The 25,028-nt window shown below is 66.8% G+C and carries 21 protein-coding genes and 2 tRNA genes; 18 read left to right on the plus strand and 5 right to left on the minus strand.

Features of this window, described 5'->3' with window-relative positions:
- The first annotated feature begins 186 nt into the window (after positions 1 to 186).
- From HMPREF9006_RS10915 to HMPREF9006_RS07525, 3 genes are all read left to right on the plus strand, one after another.
- Positions 187 to 771, plus strand: a complete 585-nt coding sequence (locus tag HMPREF9006_RS10915; RefSeq protein ID WP_202812301.1) for a hypothetical protein — start codon at positions 187 to 189, stop codon at positions 769 to 771.
- Positions 768 to 2,387 (plus strand): alpha/beta hydrolase, encoded by a 1,620-nt coding sequence (locus HMPREF9006_RS07520; RefSeq protein WP_009213002.1) that lies wholly within the window; start codon positions 768 to 770, stop codon positions 2,385 to 2,387. Before HMPREF9006_RS10915 ends, HMPREF9006_RS07520 begins: the two co-directional genes overlap by 4 nt.
- Before the next feature lie 80 nt (positions 2,388 to 2,467).
- Positions 2,468 to 2,989, plus strand: a complete 522-nt coding sequence (locus HMPREF9006_RS07525) for a DUF4853 domain-containing protein (RefSeq protein ID WP_034231445.1) — start codon at positions 2,468 to 2,470, stop codon at positions 2,987 to 2,989.
- Positions 2,990 to 3,098: 109 nt separating this feature from the next.
- Here HMPREF9006_RS07525 and pgm read toward each other — a convergent pair whose 3' ends face one another.
- Positions 3,099 to 4,775, minus strand: coding sequence for a phosphoglucomutase (alpha-D-glucose-1,6-bisphosphate-dependent) (gene pgm / locus HMPREF9006_RS07530; RefSeq protein ID WP_034232315.1), 1,677 nt, complete (start codon positions 4,773 to 4,775; stop codon positions 3,099 to 3,101).
- Between the two features lie 145 nt (positions 4,776 to 4,920).
- Between pgm and HMPREF9006_RS07535 the strand changes: the two genes are divergently transcribed.
- The 3 genes from HMPREF9006_RS07535 (at position 4,921) to HMPREF9006_RS07545 (ending at position 6,602) form a co-directional block, all read left to right on the plus strand.
- Positions 4,921 to 6,261 (plus strand): AGE family epimerase/isomerase, encoded by a 1,341-nt coding sequence (locus HMPREF9006_RS07535; protein ID WP_034232317.1) that lies wholly within the window; start codon positions 4,921 to 4,923, stop codon positions 6,259 to 6,261.
- 86 nt (positions 6,262 to 6,347) lie between these two features.
- A tRNA-Ser gene (locus HMPREF9006_RS07540) sits at positions 6,348 to 6,434 on the plus strand.
- A 78-nt stretch (positions 6,435 to 6,512) separates the two neighbouring features.
- Positions 6,513 to 6,602, plus strand: a tRNA-Ser gene (locus HMPREF9006_RS07545).
- Positions 6,603 to 6,691: 89 nt separating this feature from the next.
- Here HMPREF9006_RS07545 and HMPREF9006_RS07550 read toward each other — a convergent pair.
- Positions 6,692 to 8,140, minus strand: a complete 1,449-nt coding sequence (locus tag HMPREF9006_RS07550) for a L,D-transpeptidase family protein (RefSeq protein ID WP_009213006.1) — start codon at positions 8,138 to 8,140, stop codon at positions 6,692 to 6,694.
- A gap of 173 nt (positions 8,141 to 8,313) precedes the next feature.
- On the opposite strand from HMPREF9006_RS07550, the gene HMPREF9006_RS07555 reads away from it, so the two are divergent.
- The 11 genes from HMPREF9006_RS07555 (at position 8,314) to HMPREF9006_RS07605 (ending at position 21,399) form a co-directional block, all read left to right on the plus strand.
- Positions 8,314 to 8,733: a DUF4418 family protein gene (locus HMPREF9006_RS07555; RefSeq protein ID WP_009213007.1), complete on the plus strand. Its 420-nt coding sequence runs from the start codon at positions 8,314 to 8,316 to the stop codon at positions 8,731 to 8,733.
- A 40-nt stretch (positions 8,734 to 8,773) separates the two neighbouring features.
- Positions 8,774 to 9,631, plus strand: coding sequence for a DUF6273 domain-containing protein (locus HMPREF9006_RS07560; RefSeq protein ID WP_009213008.1), 858 nt, complete (start codon positions 8,774 to 8,776; stop codon positions 9,629 to 9,631).
- Complete coding sequence (locus HMPREF9006_RS07565) at positions 9,628 to 10,815, plus strand: FtsX-like permease family protein (protein ID WP_009213009.1); 1,188 nt, start codon at positions 9,628 to 9,630, stop codon at positions 10,813 to 10,815. The genes HMPREF9006_RS07560 and HMPREF9006_RS07565 overlap by 4 nt, the downstream gene beginning before the upstream one ends.
- A 26-nt stretch (positions 10,816 to 10,841) precedes the next feature.
- The gene (locus HMPREF9006_RS07570; protein WP_009213010.1) at positions 10,842 to 12,050 is read left to right on the plus strand and encodes an ABC transporter permease; all 1,209 of its coding nucleotides are present in this window, start codon (positions 10,842 to 10,844) and stop codon (positions 12,048 to 12,050) included.
- 1 nt (position 12,051) lies between these two features.
- Entirely contained in the window at positions 12,052 to 12,720 is a 669-nt protein-coding gene (locus HMPREF9006_RS07575) for an ABC transporter ATP-binding protein (protein WP_009213011.1), read from the plus strand.
- A gap of 91 nt (positions 12,721 to 12,811) precedes the next feature.
- A complete protein-coding gene (locus HMPREF9006_RS07580; protein ID WP_034231449.1) occupies positions 12,812 to 15,664 on the plus strand; it encodes a DNA polymerase III subunit gamma and tau in 2,853 nt (950 codons plus the stop codon).
- Between the two features lies 1 nt (position 15,665).
- Entirely contained in the window at positions 15,666 to 16,259 is a 594-nt protein-coding gene (gene recR / locus HMPREF9006_RS07585; RefSeq protein WP_009213013.1) for a recombination mediator RecR, read from the plus strand.
- Positions 16,260 to 16,360: 101 nt separating this feature from the next.
- Positions 16,361 to 17,065, plus strand: a complete 705-nt coding sequence (locus tag HMPREF9006_RS07590; RefSeq protein WP_009213014.1) for a response regulator transcription factor — start codon at positions 16,361 to 16,363, stop codon at positions 17,063 to 17,065.
- On the plus strand, positions 17,062 to 18,645 hold the full coding sequence (locus tag HMPREF9006_RS07595; RefSeq protein WP_009213015.1) for a sensor histidine kinase: 1,584 nt from the start codon (positions 17,062 to 17,064) through the stop codon (positions 18,643 to 18,645). Before HMPREF9006_RS07590 ends, HMPREF9006_RS07595 begins: the two co-directional genes overlap by 4 nt.
- A gap of 217 nt (positions 18,646 to 18,862) precedes the next feature.
- Complete coding sequence (locus HMPREF9006_RS07600) at positions 18,863 to 20,179, plus strand: aspartate kinase (protein WP_009213016.1); 1,317 nt, start codon at positions 18,863 to 18,865, stop codon at positions 20,177 to 20,179.
- Positions 20,180 to 20,352: 173 nt separating this feature from the next.
- A complete protein-coding gene (locus HMPREF9006_RS07605; RefSeq protein ID WP_009213018.1) occupies positions 20,353 to 21,399 on the plus strand; it encodes an aspartate-semialdehyde dehydrogenase in 1,047 nt (348 codons plus the stop codon).
- A gap of 932 nt (positions 21,400 to 22,331) precedes the next feature.
- Here HMPREF9006_RS07605 and HMPREF9006_RS11040 read toward each other — a convergent pair.
- Both HMPREF9006_RS11040 and HMPREF9006_RS11045 read right to left on the minus strand, forming a co-directional pair.
- Positions 22,332 to 23,054: a phage portal protein gene (locus HMPREF9006_RS11040; protein ID WP_009213019.1), complete on the minus strand. Its 723-nt coding sequence runs from the start codon at positions 23,052 to 23,054 to the stop codon at positions 22,332 to 22,334.
- Positions 23,055 to 23,167: 113 nt separating this feature from the next.
- Positions 23,168 to 23,449, minus strand: a complete 282-nt coding sequence (locus HMPREF9006_RS11045) for a phage portal protein (RefSeq protein ID WP_009213020.1) — start codon at positions 23,447 to 23,449, stop codon at positions 23,168 to 23,170.
- A gap of 44 nt (positions 23,450 to 23,493) precedes the next feature.
- Between HMPREF9006_RS11045 and HMPREF9006_RS07615 the strand changes: the two genes are divergently transcribed.
- On the plus strand, positions 23,494 to 23,874 hold the full coding sequence (locus HMPREF9006_RS07615; RefSeq protein WP_009213021.1) for an EXLDI protein: 381 nt from the start codon (positions 23,494 to 23,496) through the stop codon (positions 23,872 to 23,874).
- A gap of 5 nt (positions 23,875 to 23,879) precedes the next feature.
- Here HMPREF9006_RS07615 and HMPREF9006_RS07620 read toward each other — a convergent pair.
- Positions 23,880 to 25,028 (minus strand): terminase large subunit (locus HMPREF9006_RS07620; RefSeq protein WP_009213022.1); only part of this gene is annotated, 1,149 nt, incomplete at its 5' end.

The following is a 25,028-nucleotide window of genomic DNA, read 5'->3' on the forward strand; positions in this document are numbered from 1 at the left end:
CATCCGGTAGGTGTGGGGACGTCGTCGGGAGGGCCGTGGCGGTCATGGTAGAGGTGGGGCCAGTGTCGTGAGACCGCGATGGACGGGGGGGGGGATGGTGTCGATGTAGTGGCCGCCCCGAACGTGTCCATCCGGTAACATTGTGCCCGTCCCGGCGAGTATTCACGTAAACCAATGGAGTCGATGATGAGCGACCTGTCATTCGTTGCGGGCGAGTTCCCTCGCCTCGCAGCGACTTCCCGAGAGGCGGCCGAGGCCGTCCGCTCGGCGCACCCGGAGGGGGGCGCCAACGCTTTTGCGTCCGCGATGCCTGGCACGCCGTTGTCGTCCGTCATGCAGGGCGCCGAGGAGAAGATCGCCGACGAGGCCATGCACAACGCGAGAGGCCTTGAGGAAGCAGCCGACTCCCTGGAGGCAGCCGAGCGTGACTTCGTTGCCGCCGAGGACGAGAACGGCCAGCTCATTGGGTCCATCGTGGTGGGTCACTATGGCCGCGCCAACCGGGTGGCTGTCGGCCACAGCCGCGGCGGGGTTGCCGACGGCGGCTGGGAGTACATCGGTCCCTTCCGCGTGAGAGAACGTGGAGACGGACGGGGGCTGAGGGAATCGAATCCCGTTCAGCGCCCGCCGCGCTCCGAGCCCGAGCCTGATAAGCCGTGGGTTGTTCGACCGATCACGCCAACCCCAACCTTTCCCCCGCTGGACGGCAAGGGAATCAAGGCGGTGCCCAAGCCATTTAGCTCCGAGTTGGGAGGAGTGGCGAAGCCATGAGGTGGTCTGACCTTCTTCAGTGGGAGGGTTCTGCGCTCTTTGAGCAGTCCCAGAACTACGAGCGCGACGCGAAGTCCCTGACGAGCGCGAGCGAGCAGCTTGAGGCGCAGGCCAACGGCCTGTCGGGTTCCGGCAAGACCGTGACCGCCGCTCAGCAGGCGCTGCGTCGAAACGTTGCTGCGATGAGGAAACAGGCAAGCAACCTGAAGGCGCTCGCATCGATCGTTGGCGAAGCAGCCGGGGGAACCAACCAGATCGGTGAGTCGGCCAGGAGTCTTGACGGTGCCGCCGCCAACCACTCGCTGCATATCGAAGCGGACGGGTCTGTTCACTATGTCGGTCCGCGGCGAGTTTCGCCAACGGAGGCGGCCACGATCAAGAAGAACATGAAGGCCGTGGCCGACAGGGTGTCGTCGATCATGAAGAGTGCAGACGAGCTCGTCCAGGCGACACAGAGCAAGATTTCCGCCGTGAGCTCCGGCGGGCAGGCACATGCCAACGGCACGGCGAGTGCGGCGCGCGCTCCGCGTAAGAATCTGAAGCTGCCGCCCGCCAACGCCACCGAGAAGGAAGTTGCCGAGTGGTGGTCCTCGCTCAGCGACGCCGAGAAGGAGCAGATGATCAAGGACCACCCGAAGGAAATCGGGAACCTGAACGGCGTGGATGGCACGTCGCGCGACAAGGCGAACCGAATTTACCTGGATGATGCCACCAAGAGGGAACAGAAGAAGCTTGAGCGTCTCAAGCAGCGTTACGGCGCACACCCGTCGCGGCGCGAGCGTCAGGAGCTCGAACTCGTTCAAGAGCGCGTGACGGCGCTCGAGAACATTAGTAAAACGCTCGAAATGGAGAGTCCCGAGCCGAAGGGAGACGGAACACAACGCCAGCTCTTGAGCCTGGACACCTCGGGCAAGCACGTCACCGCTGCCGTCGCCCGGGGCAACGTCGATACTGCTGACCACATCGGTGTTCTCGTTCCCGGTCTGTACACGAACGTCGCGACAAACCTGGCCAAGTATGACGGCGATGCTGGGGTTATGGCTGAAGCTGCCGAGAGGTACGCGAGGGGCGAGAGTGTTGCGATGGTGTCATACCTCGGGTACGAGGCACCGCAGGACCTTGCCGAGGTGACGAACATTAGCTACGCGGAGAAAGGAGCAAAGAATCTGTCCGGCTTCCTTAACGGCCTCGGTGCATCGCGCGAGCATGGAGCGGGTGACGCGCACATCAGCGTCGCTGGGCACTCCTATGGGTCGACGACCGCTGGCATCGCGCTCACGCAGGTCAATCCGGGCGTCGTGGATGAGCTCATCCAGTTCGGCTCGCCGGGCTCCGGCGCCCAGGATGTGTCTGAGTTCAGGGTTCCCGAGGGACACGCGTGGGTGAGCGCCACGGACTACAAGCAGGACATGGTCCAGGGCGTGGGCGACGACTGGCGCTTCGGAAGGAACCCCGACACAATGGAGGGCTACAATCACCTCTCCGGCGACGTCGGCGAGAATGGGGTTGACAAATCGATGATCTACCCCTTCCAGAAGCACAATGGATACTTCGCCCAGTTCAGCGAAGCTAATGAAGATATCTCCCGAGTCATTGCGGGGCGGGGTAAGAAGTGAGGCGCTCATTGATCGGAGCCCTCGCAGTTGTTCTAGCAGCTGTGTGCGCCGCGTGCGTACCGTTTGGAGGAGGAAGCGGTTTGAATCCGGAACAGAGATCAGATCTGGCGCGAGCCAAATCCCTCGAGTCAATCGAGGTGTTCAAGCGCGACGTGGAGCCGGCGATCATTCGCGCTCGTAATGAGCTGTTGACGCGTGACAACTACAGGAATTACAGAGGCAATGATTTCATTTATGAGTATCCCGTCGGAGACCAAAAACTCTACTCATTGAAGTCGCGGGCCTACGATTTCGACGAGCATGATTCTGTTCGCGTCCGTGCTGTATTTGCTGGCGAGCTTGAGCCTCTTGGTTTCGTATGCCGGGAACGTACGTACACAGACAATGATGGGACGACAGATCTTCTCTTCGTTTGGACAAGTGAGCGTTACGGTGTCGTCGTAAAAGCGATGGTCGCTGAAAACTGGCTGACCTCGACTAGCTACTACACGGGTTACCTGCGCAGCGACGGTTCTTCCGCTGACCCCAAAGCGTTGGCGGATATCCCCGGCCGGTTGCCCGACTGGTTTGCCGAGGTGGAATCGGGGACCGAGGGCAGCTAAGCCGAGTCAATGCCCCCGTCATGACGGAGGCTGACACGCCCGGGGGGCGGCGCTCCATCGAGCACCGCCCCCCGGTTCCAACCCGCGCGAGCGGGCGAACGCAAGCGAGTCAGCCGTTCAGGGCGTCGGACACGACCTGCTTGGCGGCCTCCTGGACCTGGGCCAGGTGCTCGGCTCCCTTGAAGGACTCGGCGTAGATCTTGTACACGTCCTCGGTGCCCGACGGGCGCGCGGCGAACCACGCGGACTCGGTCGTCACCTTCAGGCCACCGATGGGCGCGTCGTTACCGGGAGCGCGCACGAGCTTCGCGACGATTGGGTCGCCGGCCAGCTCGGTCGCGCTTACGTCGTTGGCGGACAGGGCAGCGAGCTTCGCCTTCTCCTCGCGGGAGGCAGCCGCGTCGATGCGGGCGTAGGCGGAGGCGCCGAAGCGCTCGACCTGCTCGGCGTGCAGCTGCGACGGGGTCTTGCCGGTCACCGCGAGGATCTCCGAGGCGAGCAGCGCCAGGATGATGCCGTCCTTGTCGGTCGACCACACGGTGCCGTCCTTGCGCAGGAACGAGGCTCCCGCGCTCTCCTCGCCGCCGAAGCCGACGGTGCCGGAGAGCAGGCCGGGCACGAAGTACTTGAATCCCACGGGCACCTCGATCAGGCCGCGTCCCATGGCGGCCACGACGCGGTCGATGAGCGCGGAGGATACCAGGGTCTTACCGACGGCAGCCTCGGAACCCCAGCCCGGGCGGTGCGTGAACAGATACTCGATGGCGACGGCCAGGAAGTGATTCGGGTTCATCAGCCCGTCGGGCGTGACGATCCCGTGCCGATCCGAGTCCGCGTCGTTGCCGGTCGCGATGTCGTAGGGAGTGTTGCCCTGCGCGTCCGGGGTCATCGCCTCGCGCAGGGAGGCCATCGCGTACGGGGAGGAACAGTCCATGCGGATCTTGCCGTCCCAGTCCAGTGTCATGAACGGCCACGCCGGATCGACCTCGGGGTTGACGACCGTCAGATCCAGGCCGTAGCGCTCACCGATGGCCGCCCAGTAGTCGATGGACGCTCCGCCCAGCGGATCGGCGCCGATGCGCACGCCGGCGGCCCGGATCGCGTCAATGTCGATGACCTGGTCCAGCTGCGACACGTAGTAATCCAGGTAGTCGAAGGGGGTGATGTTCGGATCGTGGAGCAGATCGGAGCCGGTGACGCGAGGAACGTCCTTCCACTGCCCGGAGTCGAGGAGCTCGTTGGCGCGCGTCGCGATCCAGCCGGTCGCGTCGGTGTCGGCCGGCCCACCGTGAGGCGGATTGTACTTGAAGCCACCGTCGCGCGGAGGGTTGTGGCTCGGGGTGACGACGATGCCGTCGGCGAGGCCATCGCCGGAGGTGCGCAGAGCGGAGGGTGCGCCGTTGGCACCCAGGATGGCAACCGAGACCGCGGGGGTCGGCGTGTAGGAGCCGCGCGAGTCGACGCGCGTGTCGATGCCCGCCGCTGCAAGGACCTCCAGGGCGGTGCGCCACGCGGGTTCGCTCAGGGCGTGCGTGTCGCGACCGATGAACAGGGGGCCGTTGATGCCCTGGGAGGCGCGGTACTCAACGATCGCGGCGGTGATGGCGATGATGTGGGCCTCGTTGAACTTGCCGTCCAGCGAGGATCCGCGGTGACCCGAGGTGCCGAAGGCGACGCGTTGACCGACGTCGGTCGGGTCGGGCGTGATGTCGTAGTAGGCGGAGATGACATCGTCGACGTTGATGAGGTCTTCAGGTAGGGCACGTGTGCCAGCTCGATCATGCATACGTCCAGTGTTGCACGTCTCGCCCTCGGCTGGGTAGGACCATCCCACGGCGTGAAACGGTCCGTATTTCCAAATGTTTGCGAAGCGACTATTCTATGAGACGTCGGTCACCGCAGACCGTGACATCGTCGTCAGGAGGAACACCGTGGGATGGTTTGATTCCATCGAACATAATCGCTGGCTCAGCGCGAACATGCAGGCGCTGCTCGCCGAGGCTGAGGGAGCGATCGTACCAACCGGCTTCGCTCACCTGGACGCCGAAGGAAAACCGGACCCGACAAGGTCCATTGATCTGGCTGTCACCGGGCGCATGGCCTACGTGTTCTCCCTGGGTGTCCTGATGGGCCTGCCGGGAATGCGCCGCTACGCGGACCACGCGATCAAGGCGCTGTCGACCTACTTCGTCGATCCCGTCAACGGCGGGATGTGGGTGTCCATCAAGCCCGAGCCCGGCGAGGATGGCCACGGCGTGCCCTGGGACGAGGCCGGGCGCGTGAAATCCCAGTACCACACCGTGTACGCGCTGCTGGGCGCCGCGGCCGCGGCCGTCGCCAACCGTCCCGGAGCGCACGAACTCCTCGAGGCGATGCTGGCCGAGCAACAGGAGTACTGGATCGACGACTTTGGTCTCGTGTGGGATCAGTACGACGAGGCTTTCACTGAGCCCGCCCCCGTCCACACGCTGGGCACGCTCATCCACACGATCGAGGCGTACATGGCGGCTGCCGAGGCGACCACCGAACCCGAATGGTTGGACCGCGCGGAGAAGATGACGGCGTTCGCCCACAAGATCGCGTCTCGCAACGACTGGCGCATCCACGAATACTACGACGACAGCTGGGAACCTAGCCCCGAGGCTGGCAAGCTCCTCAACGACGGCCGTCGCTACTACGAGGGGTACGTTACCGGCCACTCCATGCAGCTGGCTCGCTTCGCGCTCCAGGTCCGCTCCGGGCTGCGCTCGATGGGGTGGACGGTGCCCGACTACCTCCTAGAGATGGGTACGGAGCTCTTCGAGCGCGCCCGCGTCGACGGCTGGCGGCGCACGGGCGGCGCCCCGGGCTTCTCCACCGGCGTTGACGGCAACGGGGACCCGATCCCGGGCGAGGATGAGCACCAGCAGTGGGTCGTCTGCGAGGGCGTGTGTGCAACGGTCGCGATCCGGCGCGCCATGCTTGATGACGGCTCGCGGATCTCTGACGTCGAGCACTTCGAGCACTGCTACCGCTCGTTCCTCGACTACATCCACGACTACCTGATCGGTCAGCCTGGTCGCTGGGTGCGCCGCCTCGGACCCAACAACGAGAGCGTCCAGCCGGCGAAGTCCTCCCGCTGGGACGTGTACCACGCGATCCAGGCGACGCTGGCGATTCGCGTGCCGCTGTGGCCGCCCACGGCACCCGCTCTCTTCCGCGGACTCCTGGATCACCCGGAGGAGCCGGCGCCGGATAAGAAGTCCTGGAACTTCTTCGGGCTGCGAGGCTGAGCGCCGACGAAACGATGACGGCGCCGCGGGCGGCGGGTGCGAGGGTCGCGCCCACCGCCCGCGGCCTGATAGGATGGCTCAGGTCTGGAGGGCTGTCTGAGTGGCCGAAAGAGACGGTCTTGAAAACCGTTGTGTCAGCAATGGCACCGGGGGTTCGAATCCCTCGCCCTCCGCCGAGCCGACCCGTGGGCGCTGGCGCGGCGGACGTACGCTCGCGTTCGCGGCAAAAATGCCCTAGAGTGGTCAGCACTGGAGACGTCGCATAGTCCGGTCGAGTGCGCCTCCCTGCTAAGGAGGTAGGGGTGCATAGCCCCTCGCGGGTTCAAATCCCGCCGTCTCCGCTCCCACCCCCGGGATTCCATCGGAATCCCGGGGGTTTGTTATGCGTCAGCGACGAGGCGGACCGCCTCGCGAGTTCCCCGGCGGGTGGTCAGTAGATCGTCACGTAGGTCCCCGACGGGATCGTGTCATGAAGCCACTTGGCATCCTCGTAGCGCAGGCGCACGCACCCGTGCGACACGTGCCCGCCCAGGGTTCCGTCCATGACGGTGTAGGTGCCCTCGTAGTAGAGGATCGAGTGGAAGAGATAGTCCCCCGAGAATTGCGTCCACCAGTAGGCCGTGTAGCCGTGCCCGAAGGAGCGACCTCGGTTCTTGATCGTGAACGTCCCCGTGATCGTCGGCGTCGAGGGCTTGCCCACCGAGCACGGCATGTCGGTGAGCGGCTGCCACGAGCCATCGGCCCAGTAGAACGTCATGCAGTGCGGGGCGCTGGTATCCACCACCACCAGGTAGTTTGTGGGGCTGTAGAGGGTCTTGGCGTAGTTCCAGTCGGCCTCGAACCCCGCCCGATCGCTCACCCAGAAGCCCTTCCAGCGGTCGAAGTAGTTCCACGTGCCGCCGACCTGGGCCCACCCCGTGGCCATCGCCGCGCCTCGGGCGGCATCCAGGTAGTACCAGCTGCCGCCCCCGTCGCGCAGCCACCCGGTGGTCAGCGCGCCGGAGGAATCCAGGTGGTACCAGGAGCCGTCGGTGCGAACCCACCCGGTGGCCATCGCTCCGCTCGAGTCGGCGTAGTACCACGTGCCTGCGGCGACGAACCACCCGGTTGCCATCGCGCCGCTGCCTCCCAGGTAGTACCACGAACCCGAACGCACCCACGTCGAGGCTGCCATCGCCCCGGAGGCATCGAAGTAGTACCAGGAGCCGTCGATGCGCGACCAGCCGGTGACCATCTGGCCTGCCGCGGCGAGGTAGTACCAGGAGCCGCCCGAGGAGAGCCAGCCGGTCGTCATCGCGCCACCGTCACCGAGGTGGTACCAGGATCCGCCCTCGCGGTACCAGCCGGTGCGCACGCCGTTCTCGGTCGACGCGTACCACACGCCGCTGGGGTCCCTGTACCAACCGAGGGGGACGTAGCCGAGAGCATCGAAGGCGTAGCGGCCACCCTCCACGTCGAAGACGCCGTCCTTCAGCCACGTGCCGTCGATCAGTTCGTAGCGCCAGCCGACCTCGTGGCGAACCCAGCGTCCGCTGGGATCCCCCGGGTTTGCGGGTTCCCCTTCTTTCCCGGCCAAGGCGGATTCCTCAGCCGAGGGGGCTGCCCCCGAGTCGGTGGATGCTTCGACGGGGGAGGGGTCCTGGTGATCCGAGGGCCGTCCGGACTCCTGCGCGGCGGCCGACGAGGAGTCCCGGTCGCCTGAACTGGGTGTCGCGGGATCGGCGGCTGGACTGGAGGCAGCGGAGGGGGAGGGGGTGCCGACAGGCGGCGCGCTCTCCGCGTCCGAGGCCGCCGCGGCGAGGGGAAACAGGCCGACGCACATGATCGCGGTTGCCGATGCGCCGACGCATCGTAGGAGGCGGATGCCGATGCTTCTCATGATTGCACCTCATTCACGTGTGGTTCCTCCATGGTATGCGTCGGGAGGCGTGAGAGGAAGGCGTTTGAGCGGCGTTGTTGGTCGTCGATGCGCGGGCGAGTGCATTGACGCCCTAACGTGATTAGGGTTATATTACATTTGTAAAGTATGTCGATGCTTGCCCCATGTGAGGAATGATCGTCGTGGCGAAGAAGGATGTCGTCGTCCCCCTCGTGCCCGCAGCCCTGAGCGCGCTACTCGTGGTCGGAGGGATGACCGTCTTCTCCGCTTGCCACCAGCGTCCCGACGGCACCTGGATGCAGTGCCACCGCTGCCAGAACACCGTCGTCGCCAGCGCGGCGGGCCTCGTCGTCGTGTTTGGTGCCGCCGGTTTTGTTCAGAACAGGGCCGTCAGGGTTGCCCTGCAGGCCCTCGCAATCGTCGTCAGCGTCGTCGTCTTCTTCATTCCCGGCATCATCTGTCCCCTGTGCATGATGGAGACCATGCGCTGTCACACGGTCTTCCAGCCCTTCGTGAGGATCATGTCCGTCCTCGTCTCCGGCTCCGGAATCGTCGCGCTGGTGAAGTCGCTGAGGAAAGGCAAGGCCGCCTGAACCCGAGGAACCCCTGCACGCGGGAGTCGGTGGCGCAGCCATGACCACTGTCCGTTCCAAGACCGTCGTCATCACGGCGGTCCTCCTCGTGTGCGCCCTCGCCGTGGCCGCCTTCACCCACCACAGGCGGTCGCGCTACGAGGAGGCGAGGCGCCTGGCCGAGGCCGGCGACACCCAGGGCGCCTACGAGGTCTTCACCGCGCTGGGAGGATACTCCGACGCCGCCGAGCGCGCACGCGGCCTCGTCGAGGAGGACCCCGCCCTCCCGTACCGCTCGGTCGCCCCGGGGGATACGGTCACCTTCGGCTCCTACGAGCAGGACAACAACACGGCCAACGGCCCCGAAGCGATACGGTGGATTGTCCTCGATCGAATCGACGACCAGGTCCTCCTGCTCAGCGCCGACTGCCTGGAGGGGCGCCAATACCACCACGTGCCCTTCGAAGAAGTCACGTGGGAGAACAGCGATCTTCGCGAGTGGATGAACGGCTTCTTCTACGCGCAAGCCTTTACCCCCGCGCAGCAGACCATCGTGCGAACCGTGCACAACGAGAACAGCGACCAATCAGTCACGGGGGCGCCGGGGGGCGCCGACACCGACGACCGCGTCTTCGCGCTCAGCGAGACCGAGGCGCTCATCTACCTGGCCCCCGGAGCGAGCCGAAGTGACGTGAGCGCCGCCGCCGCAACCGAGTACGCCGCCTCCGGGGCACTGTCCGTCACCGAGGACGGAACGGTCGACTGGTGGCTGCGTTCCCCCGGCACCTACGGATTCGCCGCCCAATTCGTTGACGCCTCGGGCAAGCCGATGATCAGCGGAGCGAACGTTGACGCACAGTACGGGGCGCGCCCCGCCCTGTGGATCAGCATCGCCAAGGCCGATGGGAGCGTGCGATGAGCGGCGCACTCTCGCTGCGCCGCATCCCGCTCAAGAACATCGGCGCGCACCCCGTCCGGGCGGCGATCCTGGCGTTCCTCGCCCTCGCGCAGGCAGCCTGTTTACTGGCGGGCCTCGTCATGGCCGACGGCATGAGGAGCGAGCTTGCGCTCGCCGAGGAGCGCCTCGGGGCCGACCTCGTCATCTATCCGACCGCGTGCCTCAATCAGGTCGAACGGAAGCGCCTGGTGATGATCGGCACCCCCGTGCGGTGCCACCAGGGGAGAAGCGCCCTGGATCGGACGCGCTACAACCCGGACATCGCGGAGATCACCTACCAGCTCTACGTCGCCGACACCCTGCCCACCGGCGAGACCCTGTGGATCGTGGGATTCGACCCGGCGACGGACTTCGCTCTCTCCCCGTGGATGGAGCGCGGCACCTCGCGCGAACTCGCCCCGGGGACGATCGCCGCCGGAGCCAAGGTCGCTCAAGGCGAGGATGGGACTGTCCCGCTCTTCGGCACACCCCGGGCGGTGAGCTCGCGCCTCGCGGAAACCGGGACCGAGCTGGACGACGCCGTCTTCGTGAGCATGGACACCCTGGAGAGCATCATCGGCGACGCGGTCGAGGCGGGAGCGGGGGAGTACGCCTCCGTCCAGCCGGGTAGGGACTACTCGGCTGCCCTCGTGAGAGTGAGCGACGCGGAGAGCGTCCAGAGCGTGACGAACTGGATCAACCTCTACGTGCGTAAGGTGACCGCCGTCAGAAGCGACGAGGCCCTCGTGGACACGGCTTCAAGCATCGGTTCTCAACGCGGGGTCACTATCGGCGTACTCGGAGCCTCCTGGCTCCTCCTGCTGATCGCCCTGATCGTCGCCCAGTTCACGCTGATGAACGAGCGCGAGGCAGAAGTGTACGTGTGGCGCTCCGTCGGAGCCTCGCGCGGGGCGATCGCAAGGGTCATGACGGGCGAGTCCGCGCTCATTCACCTGGTGGGAGCGTGCGGCGGGGTCCTGGTCGCCGCCGCCTTGCTCCCGCTCGTTGCCGGTGCGCCCGTCGGCGGCGCGTCGAGCGTTGCTCGAGTGCTTTCCTTCGCCGGCGTCGCTATCGTTGTCGTGGTCGCGGCCGGCGTCGTGGGAACCCGTCTCGCCCTGAGGAGGGTGGGCGCCATCCCCCAGGGCCAGAAGTTGGTGCCGGCCTAGGCGCCGCGGATCGAGGAGGAACGAACATGCTGTCGTTGAGGCGACTTCCGTGGATGAACCTGCGCGGCTACCCGGTGCGGACCGGGACCCTCGTGCTGTTCTCCGCGCTCATGACGATGACGATTTTCGGTGGAACGATGCTCGTTCAGGGGATCGAACGGGGCCTTGCGACGGTCCAGTCGCGCCTGGGGGCCGACATCATGGTGACCCCCGCGGACGCGGGCAACGACTTCGATGCGCAGTCATTCCTCGTGCACGCTGAGGCCTCCTACTTCTACATGCCGACGTCCACGAGCGAGGCCGTCGCCGCCGTCGACGGGGTCCAGTCATCCTCGCCCCAGCTCTTCCTTGCCTCCGCGCGCGCGAGCTGCTGCTCGGGCAGATACCAGGTGATCGCCTTCGATCCGGGCAGCGACTTCACCGTCCAACCCTGGATCGCCGACTCGGTCGGACAGGCGCAGCTCGGACACATGGACGTGATCGTGGGCGCCAACGTCAGCGTCTACGACACGGACAACTTCGCGCTCTTCGGCCAGCGGCTCCACGTCGTCGGAAAGTTCGACCCGACCGGATCGACCCTCGACAACGCCGTCTACACGAACTTCGACACCGCGAAGATCCTCATTGACTCCTCGCTGCGCAAGGGACTCAACAAGTACACGAGCCTGGACACCGACGACATCATCTCCTCCGTCATGGTCAAGGTGGCTCCCGGCCGCGACATCGACGCCGTGGCAGCCGACATCGAACGGAGCGTTCCAGGGGTGAGCGTGACAACCTCGACGCGCATGGTGAGCGGCATCGCGCAGAGCCTCGAGGCGACGTCACGCACGGTCGTGACCCTCATCGCCCTCGTCTGGGGCGTCGGACTGCTCATGATCACCCTGATCTTCGTCATGATGATCATCGAGAGGAAACGAGAGTTCGCGTCCCTGATCGTCGCCGGGGCGCACCGAGGCCTCGTCTCACGGATCATCCTCGCCGAGTCCCTGACCGTCAACGCGATCGGAGGCGTCGCCGGCATCGTGATCTCCGGGGTCCTCATCGCCTCCTTCTCGGGCCTGGTTCGCCAGACGATCGGCACGGGATTCCTCGTCCCGCCGATCTCCACGATGGCTCTCCTGGCCGTGGCCTCGCTGGCCGCGATCGCAGTGGTAGCTCTCGTGGCCTCGTGGATATCGGTGCGAAGCATCAGAGTGATGGACGCCGGATCGCTGCTGAAGGAAGGGGAGTGACGTGCTGATCGAAGCAACGGGCGTGACCAAGGAGTTTGCGCGCGCACGCAGAGGCAGCAGGTCTTTCGTCGCGGTTCACCCGGCGGACCTCGGACTCGACGCCGCGGAGCTGACGGTGATCACCGGGCACTCCGGCAGCGGCAAGAGCACGCTCCTCAACATGCTGGCCGGAATGCTCGCCCCAACCGCAGGAACCGTCGCAGTCGAAGGGACGGACCTCTATCGCCTGGCGGACCGGGAACTCTCCCGCCTGCGCAACGAGAGGATCGGCTTCATCCCCCAGGGGCACACGGCCCTGCGTAGCCTCAGCGTTCTCGAGAACGTGCTCCTGCCCTCCGTTCTCTACGGCGGAGCGGACCTGCCCCGCAGCCGTGCCGAGGAACTGCTCGAGACGGTTGGACTGTCGGACCTGGCCGAAGCCAAGCCGCAGGAGTTATCCGGCGGTGAGCTACGCCGAATGGCCATCGCCCGCGGCCTCCTCATGGAGCCGAGCATCGTTCTCGCCGATGAGCCCACGGCGGGCCTCGACTCGGCAAACACGGGGGTCGTTCTTCGCCTCCTGCGTGAAGCCGCCGACCGTGGGGCGGCGGTCCTGATCGTCACGCACGAGCCCGAGGCCGACAGGTTTGCGGATCGCAGCCTGTCGATGGAGGAAGGCCGCCTCGCGTAGGCGGTGCGGAGCGGAGCCACGCGTGCCGCGATGCGTCGGCGTCCGCCTGCGGCGACACGCAAACGCCGACGTCACCCACTACCCTGGAGGGGTGACCACTGCTCTGTACCGCCGGTATCGCCCCGACACCTTCGACCAGGTGATCGGCCAGGAACACGTGACGGAGCCGCTGAAGGCGGCGCTGCGCGCCAATCGCGTGACACACGCCTACCTGTTCTCGGGCCCGCGCGGGTGCGGTAAGACCACGTCGGCGCGCATCCTGGCGCGCTGCCTCAACTGCGCGCAGGGGCCCACCGACAAGCCCTGCGGGCAGTGCGCTTCCTGCCGGGAGCTCGCCACCGGCGGTCCGGGCTCCCTGGACGTCGTGGAAATCGACGCGGCCTCCCACGGCGGCGTTGACGACGCGCGTGATCTTCGCGAGAGGGCGACGTTTGCGCCCGTAAGGGACCGCTACAAGATCTTCATCATCGACGAGGCCCACATGGTGACGAACCAGGGCTTCAACGCCCTGCTGAAGCTGGTGGAGGAACCCCCCGAGCACGTCAAGTTCGTGTTCGCCACGACGGAACCGGAACGCGTGATCGGCACGATTCGTTCGCGCACCCACCACTACCCCTTCCGCCTGGTCCCACCCGACGTGCTGGGCCCCTACCTGGGCGGCCTGTGCCGGGAGGAGGGCGTGCGAGTCACGGAAGGCGTCCTGTCGCTCGTGATGCGCGCGGGCGGCGGGTCGGTTCGTGACACGCTATCGGTCCTGGACCAGCTGATGGCCGGTGCGATTCACGGCGAAGTCACCTACCAGACGGCGGTCGCGCTGCTCGGATACACCGACTCGGCCCTGCTGGACCAATCCGTTGATGCCCTGGCCGGCGGGGACGGTGCGGCCGCGTTCCGCGTCGTCGAGCGAATGGTGGAGTCCGGGCACGACCCGCGTCGCTTCGTCGAGGACCTCCTGCAGCGCCTCAGGGACCTGCTCATCATCGCGGTCGCCGGGGACGGCGCGCGCGACGTCCTCGCAGACACGCCCTCGGACCAATTCGAACGCATGCAGCGCCAGGCACAGAACTGGGGTCCCCACGGGCTGTCGCGCGCCGCCGACCTAACCGACGAGGCCCTGCGCGCCATGACGGGGGCCACCTCGCCCCGCCTGCAACTGGAGCTCCTGATGGGGCGCATTCTCGTGCCCGCGCCCGAGGTCGGCCACGCGCCCGTCCAGGGAACGGTCGGAATGGCGGGAGGCGGAGCCCCCCGCGAGGCGCAGCCCTCGCCCTCCCCGCAGTCCTCCGGCGGACGTTTTGGCGCGCGTGAGGCCCGCGAGGCGCTGGCTCGCAAGAAGCAGGAGCGCGCCGAGGCCACCGCGACGCCTGCCGCTGTTTCCTCCACGCCCGCCGCCCCCGCTCAAGGCGGGCCCGCCTGGGGTGGCGGCCCCGACTGGTCATCCCCGGCGCCAACCCCCACCGCCCCCGAGGAGGCCTCGGCCGGACCGGAGGGGCGCGCGCCAGAGCGAGGCGGCACGGCATCTGAGCCCGTACGCCCGCAGGCTACAGCGCAGCCGGCAGAGCCGGTTCGGCAATCCCCGCCCGAGCGTGGCGGAGCGCCCGCGCCGCGCGGCCCGGAGCCAACCGCCGAGCAGGGCGGCGAAACGGGCGCGCCTCCAGCGCGCAGCGCCGGGCGCGATGCGGACATGCTGCGCGGCCGCTGGAACGAGGTCCTGGAGCACCTGAAGTCCATCAGCCGAGTCGCCTGGTCGCTGGTCGGGGTCAACGCGCAGCTGGGGGCCGTCGACGGATCCACCGCGGTCCTCCTCTTCCCGGTTGACGCCATGGTCGCCGCCTTCGCGCGCGGCCCGCGTGCGACCGAGGTCGAGGAAGCCATCCGCGAAGTCACGGGACTGTCGCTCGCCGTCATCGCTCAGGTGGGGCAAGCGTCGGGCGGGACGGCCACGACGGGGCCGTCGGCTCAGGCCTCTCGCGCGGGCAACCAGCCCCGCCCGCCCCAGGCTGATGCGTGGGTGTCGGAGCCGCCCCCTTTTGATCGCGCCGCCGCCGAGGCGGCTCACGAGGAAACGCACGCGCCCCAGGCGCAGCCATGGCCGCAGCCCGCACGCACCCCCGGAGGCGAGCAGACGCCCCCGGCGACCGAAGAACCCCGGGACGTCGGATGGCCGCAGCCAGCGGCGGTGCAACCCATCCAACGGGTGACAGCAGACGCGGAGCCGGAAGCGGCCTCGTCGCGAGAAGAACGCCGAGGGTCTGGCGCCCTGCCCGCCAGGGCCATCCGTGCGCTCGCGGACGCTCCCGCAGGCGACGCCCACCCCGCACCCGCCCCTTCCTCCGAGCGCAAGCACTCCTTCACGGTCTTTCGCTACCCGGGCGATCCGCAGGAGGGTGAGTCTCCCACGCCGGTCAGCGTCGAGGATGCGTCGAATCGGCCCCCCGCCTTTGACGACACCCCCATCGAGACGGCCCCTCGCGCGCCCATCACCCCGACGGGCTGGGACGATCCGATCGTCATCCCAGGAGGTGCCCCCGTCTCCTTTGACGATCCCGGCGGCGAGCCCCCCTCGGCCGAGGCGGCCACCGTCGGCGCGGGTGAGGCAACGCCGGATGACGCCGCCACGAGTGCGCCCGCCTGGCTCGCCTCGGCCCCCGTACGCGCGGCGCCCGCCGGCCCGGTGGCGAGCGGGCAGCTCGATGGTGCAACGGAGCGGGCCGACGCTCTCGACGCGCCGCTGCGGGGACGCGCCGCCGCGGAGGCCGCCCTGCGCGCCAGGGAGCGCAGCGACGGCGAGGCCGCCGGCGTGCGCACCCATGCGGCCGAGGACGACAGCGCCAGCATCGACGACGAGAACATTGAGACCTCGCAGACGATCGGCCTGGCAGCCGTCCTGGAGATCCTGGGCGGACGCGTCATCGAAGAGAAGATGACCGAGGGAGGATACTGACATGTATGACGGAGCCCTGGCGGACCTGATCGACCAGTTCGGTCAGCTACCCGGAATAGGCCCGAAGTCGGCCCAACGCATGGCGATGCACGTCCTGGACGCCGACCCGGAAGAGGTTGCGCGCCTGGTGGAGGCCATCAATGCGGTGCGCGGCCGGGTCCGTCACTGCGACGTGTGCGCGAATCTCACCGAGGACGACCAGTGCTCGATCTGCAGGGACGTTCGCCGCGACCCCAGCCAGATCTGCGTCGTTCAGGAACCGAAGGACATCCAGGCCATCGAGGGTGCTCGCGTCTTCCGCGGACGCTACCACGTGCTGGGTGGGGTGATCGACCCGATTCACGGAATCGGCCCCGACCAGCTCAACATTGCCTCCCTCATGAGCCGCCTCGCGGACGGCACGGTCACCGAGGTGATCCTGGCTACCAACCCCAACGTCGAGGGCGAGGCTACGGCCGCCTACCTGGCGCGAATGCTCTCCACGATGGGCGTCGAAACCTCGCGCCTGGCGATGGGGCTACCGATGGGCGGAGACCTGGAGTACGCTGACTCGGTCACCCTGGGCCGCGCCCTGGAGGGACGCCGGAGACTGTAGCCGCCCGCGTTGACGCACTCGCGCCGCGTCCGCAGGGAGGACGCCGCCCGGTCTGACACAATCGTCAGTGAAACCGTCCGACGGATGAGGAGGTCGCGAAGGTGACGCAAGAGAGGAACTGCACGCCCCGCGTGCTGGTTGTCGACGACGAGGCGATGCTGGCGGACCTGCTCTCACAGGCGCTTCGCCACGAGGGGTGGGAGACGGCGACGGCCTCGGACGGCCTCGATGCGCTGGCAAAGGCGGCGAGCTTTCATCCCGATGTCGTGATCCTTGACGTGCAGATGCCGCGCATGGACGGCTTGGAGACCCTGGAACGTCTGCGCGCCCATGACCCGCACATGCCCGTCCTGTTTCTCACCGCCCGCGACGCGGTCGCCGACCGGGTGTCCGGCCTGCGAGCCGGCGCCGACGACTACGTCACCAAGCCCTTCGACCTTGACGAGGTCGCGGCCCGCGTGCAGGCGCTGCTGCGTCGCTCCGGGCGCGCCCAGCAGACTCGTTCCACCGTGCTCACGGTGGCCGATCTGACCCTCAACGTGGAGTCGCACGATGTCAGTCGCGGCGGCGAGAACATCACGTTAACGAACACCGAGTTCGAATTGCTCCGCTTTCTGATGGAAAACGTGGGGATCGTCCTGTCCAAGCAGAGGATTCTCGACGCCGTGTGGAGCTACGATTTCGGCGGCCAGGTCAACGTCGTTGAACTGTACATCTCCTACCTGCGCAAGAAGATCGACTCGGGTCGACCCGCCCTGATCCGAACGGTGCGAGGCGCTGGCTACATCATGAGGGAACCCCGGTGACCAGGCGCGTGTCCCTGGCCGGGCGACTCTCCCGCGCGCTCACGGCCTGCGTCGCCCTGGCGCTGGCGGTCATGGCGCTCAGCTCCACGCTGGTCATGCGCTCGTGGATGCTCGCCGACGTGGACTCCGAGTTGCATCGGCTCTCGCAGCGCGCCGACGAACACCTGGATATCGACGACGCCGACTCCGAGGATGACGACGGCGAGGCGAGTGAGGCGCAGTCCGGCGAACACGGCGGGGCCGACGGCGCGATTCTTCCCGCGGGGCCCGGCCGCCGCGGCCCCGGGAATCCCGGCGGGCCCGGCTTCGGCGGATCCGGCGTCGCGGACGGGACCCTGCAGTACGTCAGCGAGGACGGGGAGGCGGCAGGAGCGATCGTCACGAACTTCGCGCTGCGCTACCTCGACGATGAGGCCCTGGAGGTCCTGGAGTCCGTGCCCGCGGACGCGCTCCCTCACACCGTGCACCTGCCGGGGTGGGGGACCTTCCGCGTCGTCTCCCAGGTCTTCGACACGAGAACGATCCTCGTGGGCCGCCAGACCGACAGCGTGGACAACGTGGTGTGGATGCTCGTCGCGGTCGAGCTCGTCCTGTCCCTGTGCGTGGCGCTCGGCGCCGGCCTGATCGGACGCGCGTGGGTGCGCCGCGAGCTGCGCCCCCTCTCAGTCGTGCGCGAGGCCGCCGCCGACATTGCGCGGCGAGACCTGGCCGATGACGCGCAGGCGCTGACGCGTGTGGGCGACGCGGCGGTGTCCGGCCCCGTCGAGGTCGCCGAGGTGGCAGGTGCCTTCAACGCGATGATTGACGCCGTCGAAGACGGCATGGAGCGCAGGGCACGCAGCGAGACGAAGCTCCGCCAGTTCGTCGCCGATGCCTCCCACGAGCTGCGCACCCCGCTGGCCTCCGTGCAGGGGTATGCGCAGCTGGCCCGTCGCGACATTGACGAGGCATCCCGGAGCCAGGCGCTCGAGAGGATCTCCTCCGAGGGGGCGCGCATGGCCACGCTGGTCGAGGAGCTCCTGACGCTGGCCCGCCTCGATGACGACCGTTCCCTGGCACGCGACCGGGTCGAGGTGATCCCCCTGGTCCTGGATGCCCTCTCCGACGCGCACGTCCTGTGCCCCGACCACACCTGGGAGCTGGGATCGGCCGCCCAGGAGCCGGTCCTGGGAGACGAGGCGGCGGTGCGTCAGATCCTCACGAACCTGCTCACGAATGCTCGGGTCCACACGCCCGCCGGTACCCGGGTCGTCGTCTCCGTCCTCGGGGAGGACTCGCCGAGGCTTCGCTCCTCCCCCGGGGTCGACGAAACGAGTGGCGCGGCGGGCGCGCGAGCCCCGGCCTCGTCCACGATCACGATCCGAGTGGCAGACGACGGTCCCGGCATCCCCGAGGCGATCCGCGAGCGTGTCTTCGACCGCTTCGTGCGCGGGGATTCCTCCCGCACGCGCGACGGTCACGGCTCCTCGGGCCTGGGCATGTCGATTGTCGATTCCCTGGCGCGCGCCATGGGCGGGCGGGTGTGCCTCGTCGACTCCGAGTCCGGCACCGTCATCGACGTGACGCTGCCTTCGGCCTGACGGCGGGATGCGCCTTTCCCCGGGGCGGACCGTGGCTCGGCAAGGGCTCGGCGCGCCCGGCGAGGCGTGCGTGCGGATGCCGATCCTGGCGCGTCTTATCTCACCGCCCACAATGCGGTTTTCTTGGGCGTGATCGGCGCGCAGCCATAAGATTGTCGTGGTGGTGCAGGCCACCCGACCGTGCGTGGATTGGCGCACCGACAGAAATGAGGGTTCAGTGGCACTGATTGTGCAAAAGTACGGCGGCTCCTCCGTCGCCGACGCCGAGGCCATGAAGCGCGTCGCCCAGCGCATCGTGGACACGCACAACGCGGGGCACCGCGTCGTCGTCGTCGTATCGGCCATGGGCGACACGACCGACGACCTGCTCGACGCTGCGGCATCCGTGACCTCGAAGCCCCCCAAGCGCGAGATGGACATCCTCCTGTCCGCGGGCGAACGCATCTCGATGGCGCTGCTGGCCATGGCCGTCAACGAGCTGGGCGTTGAGGCGCGCGCCTACACGGGTGCGCAGGCCGGTATCCAGACCGATAGCCGCTTCGGCGCCGCGCAGATCATCGGCATGGTTCCCGAGCGCGTCGCCCGAGCCGTTAAGGACGGCCAGGTGGCGATCGTCGCCGGGTTCCAGGGCATCTCCAAGGACGACGACGTGACGACCCTGGGCCGGGGAGGCTCCGACACGACGGCCGTCGCTCTGGCCGCCGCGCTCCACGCCGATGTGTGCGAGATCTACACCGACGTCGACGGCCTCTTCTCCGCTGACCCGCGTATTGTTCCCAAGGCGCACCGCCTGCGCACCCTGACCCAGGAGGAGACCCTCGAGATGGCCGCGCACGGAGCGAAGATCCTTCACCTGCGGGCGGTCGAGTTCGCCCGCCGCTACGGGGTGCCCCTGCACGTGCGTTCCTCGTTCTCGGAGAAGAACGGGACGTGGATCTCGGATGCTCCCGCAAACCCCGAACTCAAGGGCCTCGTGCCCGACGCCGCCCTGAAGTCCCCAGAGGAGAACGCCATGGAAAAGCCCGTCATCTCCGGCATCGCCCACGACCGCTCGCAGGACAAGATCACCGTCACCGACGTTCCCAACAGCCCCGGTGTCGCGGCGCGAGTGTTTGCCGTCGTCGCCGAGGTGGGGGCGAACATCGACATGATTGTTCAAAACCTGCCGATCTCGGACCCGACCAAGGCGAACATCACCTTTACGCTGCCCGAGGGAGACGCCCAAAAGGCTCTCGACGCTCTTGAGGCTCACCGCGGCGAGATTGGTTTCAACGAGCTGCGCTACAACCCGAACATCGGCAAGCTGAGCCTCGTCGGCGTCGGCATGCGCACGAACCCGGGCGTCTCGGCCCGCCTCTTCGGCGCCCTTTCCGAGGCCGGCATCAACATCGACCTGATCTCCACCTCGGAGATTCGCATTTCGGTGGTGACACGCCTGGATGACCTGGACCGCGCCGTGAAGGCCGTCCACACCGCCTTCGGCCTGGACGCCTCCGAGACCGAGGCCGTCGTCTACGGGGGCACCGGACGCTGACGAGGCGACGGGATCGGGCGGGCGTCGCCTGGTGCCCCGCGCGGGCTTGCGGCGCCCCGCACGTTGGGACCGCCGCTGCGCCCGGTCACCCCGGTCGCGGGTCTTGTCGCCGCAGATTTCACCCCGCGTTCGCCCCGTCGTATGGGCGCGCGCACAACAATAAGGAGAGCACCATGAGTGGATTCAATGTCGCCGTTGTCGGCGCGACCGGCCAGGTTGGGCGCGTCATGCGTACCCTGCTGGAGGAACGTGACTTCCCGGTCGAGACGATTCGCTTCTTCTCGTCCGCGCGTAGCGCCGGAACGACCCTGACGTGGAAGGGCGAGGAAGTCGTCGTCGAGGACGTAGCGACGGCCGACTATTCGGGCATCGACATCGCCGTGTTCTCCGCCGGCGCCACAGCCTCGCGTGAGTACGCGCCGAAGTTCGCGGCAGCAGGCGCGGTCGTCGTCGATAACTCGTCGGCGTGGCGCAAGGATCCCGAGGTCCCCCTGGTCGTCTCGGAGGTCAACCCCGGGGACGTCGAGGATCGTCCCAAGGGCATCATCGCCAATCCCAACTGCACGACCATGGCGGCCATGCCCGTGCTGGGGCCTCTCGCGGACGCGGCGGGCGGCCTGAAGCGCCTCTTCGTGTCCTCCTATCAGGCCGTCTCGGGTTCGGGTCGCGCCGGCGTTGCCGAGCTGACCGGGCAGATCGAGGCCGGTGTCAAGCAGGATCTGGCTGGCCTGGCGCTGGACGGTCGCGCGGTCACCCTGCCCGCCCCGGGTGTCTACGTCGCCCCCATCGCTTTCGACGTGGTGCCCCTGGCCGGCTCGATCGTCGAGGACGGCAGCGAGGAGACCGACGAGGAACAGAAGCTGCGCAACGAGTCTCGCCGCATCCTTCACGTGCCCGACCTCGCGGTGTCGGGCACGTGCGTGCGGGTCCCGGTCTACACGGGCCACACGCTGACCATTCACGCGGAGTTTGCCGGTGATATCACGCCCGATAAGGCGCGCCAGATCCTGGCGGGAGCCCCCGGGGTGCGCGTCGTGGAGGTACCGACGCCGCTTGAGGCGGCCGGTCGTGACGAGGTCCTCGTCGGGCGTATCCGCCAGGATCAGGCTGTTCCCGGCAATCGCGGACTCGTCCTGGTCGTCTCCGGTGACAACCTGCGTAAGGGCGCTGCCCTGAACGCCGTCCAGGTCGCCGAGGTTGTCGCGCAGGGGCTGCGCTGAGCGTTCCACTGACTGTGTGAACGCGCGGCGGCCCGGCGGGCTGCCGCGCGTTTGCGTTGCGTGTGGTGCCGCCTGACGTGTGGCGCTGCTGGTGTTCCGGGTGCTGGTCCCGGCTGCTGTGTGTGCCGGTGGGCGGCGGCCCGCCCGCGAGCCGCCCGCGCTGCGAGCTTCGCTCGGCGCGTCGGCTCGAAGCCCGGCCAGGCCCCGCCACCGCCCACCGGCACTGCGGCAGGTCCCTCCGGCGCCCTCCACACCAGTGGGGCCTGGTTGCTGGTGTGTGGCTCGGTGCGCCGTCTCGAAGCCTGGCCTTGCCGCCACTCGCCGCCACCGCGGCGCGGCCCAGCGACTGGCTACTTGGAGCGCAGGGGGTGTGCAAGCCTCGTGGTGCTCCTGTTTCGGGCGGGGTGTGCGTTCTGGATCGGTTACGTTCCCATTCAGAACGTCATAACCTATCCAGATTGTTATCTTCTATCCGGATCGGGAGCCTGCCAGCGACTGTGAGGCTGGAGCCTCGGGGCGCGCGGGGTATGTCGCCATGTGAGGCGTCGTAATGGTGGGCTGTTGGTTCGCGCGGCGAAGGAGCGGCGCTCCGGAGTGGGTTTTGCACGCCGATGGGTTATGTACGCGGATAGGATATTGCTATATGGATAGGTTATGAGGATGCGGATAGCTTATTGACCTATCCGCATCGCGATAACCTATTCGCATCGTCGCAACCTATCCGCGTGCTTCCTTCCTACGTGAGAAGGATCGGTCCTCCTGGCATTCGCCATCCAAGGGCCCCATGGCCAGGTCGAGCCGCCCGAGCTTCACCTGGCCAGGCCGCCGCCGACGAGTGTCGTGGTCGGGCCTCGGTACTGTCCAGGGCGCAACGAGTGGCTTGTGGCCTCCACACTCACGACAATGCTTGTTGGGGTGAGGTGTGCACCCGATCAGGAACATTCAACACCTTCTGATCGGGTTGATCCGTCCCGATGGGTTGAATCCTCTGACACCTTGTCAGGCTTTCTTGCACTGGGGTGAAACTGGTGGTGCCTTTGTTGGTGCTTCTTATCTCTGGGGTACAACCGTTGGCACCTTTGTTGGTGCTTTCTCGCCTCGGATTGAAACCGGTGGCACCTCTGTTGACCATAAACGGCTGTTTTAGGGGACGTTTTCACCGACAGAGGTGCTGGGGGTTTCATCCAGCTGCCTGTGTCTCCCGACGGTGGTGGCACTGGTTTCATCTGCTTGTCGATGAGTCCGGTGAGAGGCATCGCTGATCTCAGCGGGACGCTACTCAATGCCACCGTTATGTAGCGAGGATGCTGCGGTGTTTGGGTGGGGGGTAACGTCACTGTCCATGACTCGCGCACTCTGGCTGGGTCTTTGATGACTCCGGGATGTTCGAGGACGCCTCCGGGGGCTGCCCCGTTGGCGAAGAAGGATGCCCCGTAGTCTTCACAGGCCTGGGCCATACCGATCGCGTTCTTCGCCATCGCAATCGGTCTATCACCCACCAGCCTGTCAAACCCGAGGTCGGGGATGTGCAGCACCTCAGACGGTGGCAGGATCACCCGCTCATACCGGGCGTTTGGGGGCTCGTCCGTGGTGCGCTGATACTCGTAATACAACCGGCCAGCACTGTCGCGGCACACCGCCATGCGGTTGGGCATTAACGGATACAAGCCGAGACCTCGCCGCGACCGTTGCGGATCACCTGGGCGTAAGCGTTGCCCCACAACGGCAGGTGGGTCATGAGGGTTTCCCGGAACACGAAGCTCGTCATCTACGGGTTGGGTTCATCATGCAGGAGCCGGTAGAGCGGATGATCCAGGGCTTTCTCTTTTCCACCATCGGCCCGCACCCGGTACACGTGCAACGGCAGGCCCCCAATCGCCTCGGCCAGAATCCACACACACGAGTACACCGCGGTCATCTGCATAGCGGAGCGCTCCGTCACCGCACGGCCGCTACTCGCGGGCCCGAACAGGAAGCTGTAGGATGAACCCAGGGTCTGGTCGGTGGCCTTGTGCGTAGCATGGTTTCGTATCCATGTATTCAGGCCCATAGAGTGCTCCTCGGAGAAATAAGCAGCAGTTAGCGAGGTACGACATGTCAGGCAGCACTGAATTCGAGGAAGTTCGTGTTGAAATCGAACGAGACGGAAAGCCTGTTGTCGTTGCCTTCCAAGGGCGCCGCTTGAGCCGCGTCGCATACGTGCGTGAGGGACGAGAAACCGTCTACCGTGCCTACGCCACCCCGAAAGACAAGATCGCGGTCACCAAGCGCTCCGCGGTGGCGTGGCAGGCAAGCGCTCACCTGAACGAAGAAACCTGGGCCGACATCGCGAACGGCAACGAGTGGTGGCAGCCCACCTACGCACTCTTCGTCGCTGACACGTGGGAAGAACTCCGCACGCAGCTCGATGCCGAGATCGTCACCAAGCTACAGGGCAAAGCCGAGCCCGTCCCAGTCGAACACCTCGACCTCTAGCCCGCTTACAGCACCAACATGCCGCGCGAGTCGTAGACGGATTCGTTGTGTTGTCCGCCGTTTCGGTTAGCTCGGTCGAGGGCCATGATGGTCGCGACGACTCCGTCGATTGTCTCGGTGGATTTGGCTATGTCAGGTTTGATGTTGCCGGCAGGGTCGGTGCGGATGTGGATGTTGTCGACCATCCATGCCAGCACCTCGTTCCCGCCGTGATGCAGCCGACCCTCCAGGGCGAGCTTCATGAACTCCTTGGAGGGTGGGCTCATGTCCTTGAACCCCTGCCCAAAGGGGACGACGGTGAAGCCGGCGTCCTCTAGGTTCTGGCTCATTTGGGTCGCGCCCCACCGGTCGAACGCGATCTGGCGGATATTGAAGCGTTCCCCGAGTTCCTCGATGGCGGCCTCAATGGCCCCGTAGTGGACGACATTGCCGTCGGTGACCTGGATGAGGCCCTTCTTGGCCCACAGGTCATAGGGCACCCGATCACGGTTCACCCTAGCGGTCATGCCTTCTTCTGGGATCCAGAACCACGGCACACCCTGGACGCATCCATGCTCTCGTCTGGTGGAAACACAAGCACGAACGCCGTGATGTCCGTGGTGCTCGCCAGGTCGAGGCCGCCGTAGTACTCGCCCCTCGAGGTCAGCCAGATCGACGGGCTGGTTGTTCTGGTTCCAGATGTGCATGGGCGTCCATCGGATGGACTGTTTCACCCATTGGTTCAGGCGGAGTTGGCGGAAGCTGTTTTCTTCGGCTGGGTTGATGCGTGCACTGTGTGCGGTGGCGCGGACTTTGTCGATCGGGACCGTCACCCCCAGCGACGGGTTGGCCTTCCTCCACACGTTCTCGTCGAGCCAGTCGTCCTCGGGATCAGCCCCGTACACGACCGGGTAGAACGTGGGGTCGACCTCTTTGCCGGCGAGTAGGTCTTTGGCTTTCTGGTGCTGCTCGAAACACACGCTGTGGGTGTCTGTCCCCGCGGTGGTGATCAGGAAATACAGGGGCTGGGTGCGGGCGTCACCAGACCCTTTGGTCATGACGTCGAACAGGGCCCGGTTTGGTTGGGTGTGCAGCTCATCGAAGATCACCCCGGAGACGTTGAAGCCGTGCTTGGAGTACGCCTCAGCCGACAGCACCTGGTAGAAGCTATTGGT

This window comes from Actinomyces sp. oral taxon 180 str. F0310 (assembly GCF_000185285.1).
GTDB lineage: Bacteria > Actinomycetota > Actinomycetes > Actinomycetales > Actinomycetaceae > Pauljensenia.